The 4,159-nt window shown below is 29.0% G+C and carries 3 protein-coding genes; 1 reads left to right on the forward strand and 2 read right to left on the reverse strand.

Annotated features, from left to right (window positions below):
• Positions 1–926: 926 nt before the first annotated feature.
• The gene (locus ACKI2P_RS04060) at positions 927–2,738 is read left to right on the forward strand and encodes a subtype A tannase (protein WP_407375258.1); all 1,812 of its coding nucleotides are present in this window, start codon (positions 927–929) and stop codon (positions 2,736–2,738) included.
• Positions 2,739–3,064: 326 nt separating this feature from the next.
• Here ACKI2P_RS04060 and ACKI2P_RS04065 read toward each other — a convergent pair whose 3' ends face one another.
• Both ACKI2P_RS04065 and ACKI2P_RS04070 read right to left on the reverse strand, forming a co-directional pair.
• Complete coding sequence (locus tag ACKI2P_RS04065) at positions 3,065–3,430, reverse strand: DUF2283 domain-containing protein (RefSeq protein WP_287412021.1); 366 nt, start codon at positions 3,428–3,430, stop codon at positions 3,065–3,067.
• Entirely contained in the window at positions 3,427–3,738 is a 312-nt protein-coding gene (locus ACKI2P_RS04070; protein ID WP_407375259.1) for a hypothetical protein, read from the reverse strand. Before ACKI2P_RS04070 ends, ACKI2P_RS04065 begins: the two co-directional genes overlap by 4 nt.
• Between the last annotated feature and the right edge of the window lie 421 nt (positions 3,739–4,159).

A 4,159-nucleotide genomic window follows, 5' to 3' on the forward strand; every position in this document is an offset into this window, starting at 1 on the left:
CAACACAGCGCATACAAAACTGTTCGTATAAAACTTATAAAAAAATTCCGATACTTATCGATTTCAAGCACTAAAACTACAGTATAAAACTAATTTTCTAATAAAATAAGAACTTAATAATAGGATAGAGTTAAAAATAACTCTAAACCATTATTAAAAATTGGAACCATAAAATGAATTCCAACGAATATCCAATAATACTACTTGCCTTTTTTTAATATATAAAATTTTGTAAAAAAATAAAAAGTAATACTTTATATAATAAAAGTAATAAATGATAGTACTCTGGAACAGATAAAAATTCTATATAAAATTAGGAGTCATAGAATGAAAAAGCGAATATCCAAAATATTTTACCCTCCTAAGGAAGGTGAGTTGATGGTAGAAATGCTTCTTGACTGCATTATTTTTTTTAACAGTCACTTATATTCCTACCTATATTAGTTAAGAATATAACAAGCATTTTTCTGATTGACGATTGATAGGAATCAAAGCTAGGTTAACAGTTTTCAAGGTGAGGATTCTAAAAAACGAACTTCGATGAAGTGGAATTTTAATTTGTGACATTATTTGACAAATTGATTGAATTAATTAGTGTGGACCACCAATCCACTCTACCATCACCTCAAATATATCAAAAAATCATTAACTTAGGAAAAATTTTAATTAAAAAAGCAACAATTAATCAAACATATTTACGAACAATTCGTATAAAACAAGTAAAATAGTTCACATACTTATAGATTTCAAGTACAAAATGCAAATATAATTTTTGCAAATTATTCTAAACTATTAATTAAATTGTTAGTTAATGTTTCATAATCAAAGTATGTTTCCCATTCCAATTTTGAAAAACTGACAGCATTAATATGAAAAAATTTAAATATAACATCCTAGTTATTAAATATAAATTAATCGGTGATGTTATGAAAAAGTTACATTTAATTATAATTGCCCTAATAATTCTAATATCTATTGTGGGAGTATTTTTCCTAACAGGTAACTCGACTTCAACAGGTGAGGGACCATCATATAATGCAAGCGCATTAACAAATAATCTTTCAGTTGACATGAATAATTGGCAATATGACGAAACAAACGACATATATTATCAAATTGGACTTGTATACTGTATGAATCCTAAAGATACTGCATATGAATCTTGTGGAATATACGTTCCTGGAAAATACTTTGAAGGCAGTAAAAATTCCAATGGAACTTACAGTTGTAAAATAAATGAAAATGCTAAAGTTGGAAATTATACCTCTAATTCCGCACCTATAGTAATGCCCGTAAATACTCCAGGTTATTCTGCATGCAAAGCACCAACTAGTTACAATGCAGGCGAAGTTAAAAATTATACTGATGCTGGTTTTATCTATTTAAATGCCGGTTGTATGGGAAGAGACAATGCAGAAGCACCTGATGGTGTAGTTGACTTGAAATCTGCAGTGACTTACTACAGATTTAACGGAGATGTTTTACCCGGGGACACTGAGAAAATATTTACTTTTGGCCATAGTGGAGGGGGAGCACAATCTGCAATAATGGGTGCTTCTGGAAACAGCGAATTATATAATCCATATTTAGAAAACATTGGTGCTGCAATGGTTGATAAAGATGGAAAAGTTTTATCAAATGCTATTGCTGGTGCGATGTGCTGGTGTCCAATAACAAATTTAGATACTGCAGATAGTGCATATGAATGGAATATGGGCCAATATGTGAGAAATTCGAACTCATTCACAGGTGCCTTAAGTAATGATTTGGCAGGATCATATGCTACTTACATTAATCAATTGAACCTAAAAGACCCAAATGGAAATGTATTGAAACTTGAAAAAAGCAATGATGGAATTTATACTTCAGGCAGTTACTATGATTACATGTTAACTGTAACCGAAGAATCCTTGAATAATTTTTTAAATGATACAACATTCCCATATTCTCCAAGTTCTAATGGAATGGGAAGTATGCCATCTGGTGGAGCACCTAGCGGGGAAATGCCAACAGGATCAACACCTAGTGGTGAAAGTGGAGAAACACCAACAGGATCAGCACCTAGTGGTGAAATGCAAAGTGAAAACACCGATACCGAATCATCAACAAGTTATCAGACAGCACAAGACTACATTGATTACCTTAATGGAAATGACACATGGATTCAATATGATGAAAAAACAAACACTGCAAAAATCACTAGTTTAGAAGCATTTGTCAAAAATTGTAAAAATCCTTCAAAATCTGTTGCCGCTTTTGATGATTTGAATCGTTCTCAAGCTGAAAACGGATTGTTTGGCCTTGACGCAAATAGTTCATCACATTTTGATAAAGATTTAAGTGATTTACTTAACAATAATAGTGAAACATACTCTAAATACACTAATGACTCAAAAGATTATGCCCGTGAATATAGCAATGATTTGGCTACAAAAGACGGTTTAAATAACACCATGGAAACTCGTGTAAACATGTATAATCCAATGTATTACTTATGTGATTATTACGATGGAGCAGGAAGTTCTGATGTAGCTAAATATTGGAGAATAAACACAGGTATTGAACAAGGAGATACATCCCAATGTGTCGATGTCAACTTATACTTAGCCGTCCTGAATAAAGTTGGAAAGGACAATGTTGAATTTTCAACTGTATGGGGCCAAGGACATACCCAAGCTGAAAGAACTGGTGATTCTACATGCAATTTTATTAATTGGGTAAATAATTGCTTAAACTAAAAGTGAATAACATAAATTATTCACTTTTTACTATTTTTAATATAAACATTAACTTTTAAAAAAAATGAAACTCATCAGAATTAGAAAATTCTACATACACACCATTTCGTTTTAAAACCTTAAAGAGTTGCAGAACTTATCATTTCCAATCAACTCTGATAAAAAATTGATTTTATATAAAGAAAACACTAAAATTATACGAACAATTCGTATAAAACTTATAAAAAAGTTCCGATACTTATCGATTTCAAGCACTAAAACTCTGATACAGAATTTATTTTCTAAATAATTATTAAAATCATGTTGTTAAGATGTAATGAATAATGTTATGCTGTAACCAGTTCAGATTCAATAGCAGGAATACCATTTAAATTAGTTGTGATTCTATTCATTCCAAAAGTTTGTGTTTTATTATGGACCGGAACTGCTAATTTGACTTTTAAATTTATAGCTTCTTCAGTGATTATTGATTGAATAGTAATTTTAGTTAAATTATTAAAATGACTTTTATCCAGATTGAATATTTTAGATGCGTTTAGAAATTCAAATGCAACAGGTTTACCTTCTTTATCAATATCCAGAATCACATCATTGTCCAATTCAAGTGAAACTTCATATTCATAATCATCAACACAATATATGAATAATGAGTCCCCTTGATGGTCATAATCATATACTACTTTGTTGTTCATTTTCTCACCCTTTGATTTCTATAAGTTTCCATAACAGTTACGAATTTCACTTCTCTATTATCATTTATACCTATCACTAATGATATATCTTTTGTAGGTCTCTGATTATGTTCAAAATATAATCTAAATTTATTGTGATCTTGCTTGATAATTCCCATTAATGGATTGTGTAAGAATGTTTCAAAGATTAAGCCAAAATCTCCAATCCTTTGAATATTCCTAACATCAAAATGTATAGTATCAGGCATGAACGATTCATCACATGAATTAATTATTTCAATTGCCTCTTCAATAGAATAATCTCTCATTTTTAAAACCTTTATTTTATATTTTAAAAAATTTAATTTAATATTATTTTAAATTACGAATTTTATAAGCTTTTTGTTTTAAATGAATACAATATTATAAAGTTAAAGCAATTTTACAAAAGTAGAGCAATTTTTATAAAAGAAATTTTTAAAAATAAAGAATAATATTGGAAACATAGAATACACTTAAACATTACCAACAAAATTTAATTAATTAGGCAAATTATTTTAAAAAAATACGAACAATTCGGGAGTGTCCGATAATTGAGTGATACTTTTAATACACTTGAAATCATTAGTCCGAATTTGACGACTAATTTCGAGTATTTTATTAAGTATTACTCATTTTAAGAACTTCCTGCATAAAATGAACTTAATACTTGTTTTTTACTTATTTAATTAATGATTAATTTAATTTACT

The organism is Methanobrevibacter sp. (genome assembly GCF_045541095.1).
Lineage (GTDB): Archaea > Methanobacteriota > Methanobacteria > Methanobacteriales > Methanobacteriaceae > Methanocatella.

What these genes read in the sequence shown, in the direction of transcription:
- ACKI2P_RS04060 (WP_407375258.1), top strand. Translation starts at nt 927, where the DNA reads ATGAAAAAGTTACATTTAATTATAATTGCCCTAATAATTCTAATATCT.
- ACKI2P_RS04065 (WP_287412021.1), bottom strand. Translation starts at nt 3,430, where the DNA reads ATGAACAACAAAGTAGTATATGATTATGACCATCAAGGGGACTCATTA.
- ACKI2P_RS04070 (WP_407375259.1), bottom strand. Translation starts at nt 3,738, where the DNA reads ATGAGAGATTATTCTATTGAAGAGGCAATTGAAATAATTAATTCATGT.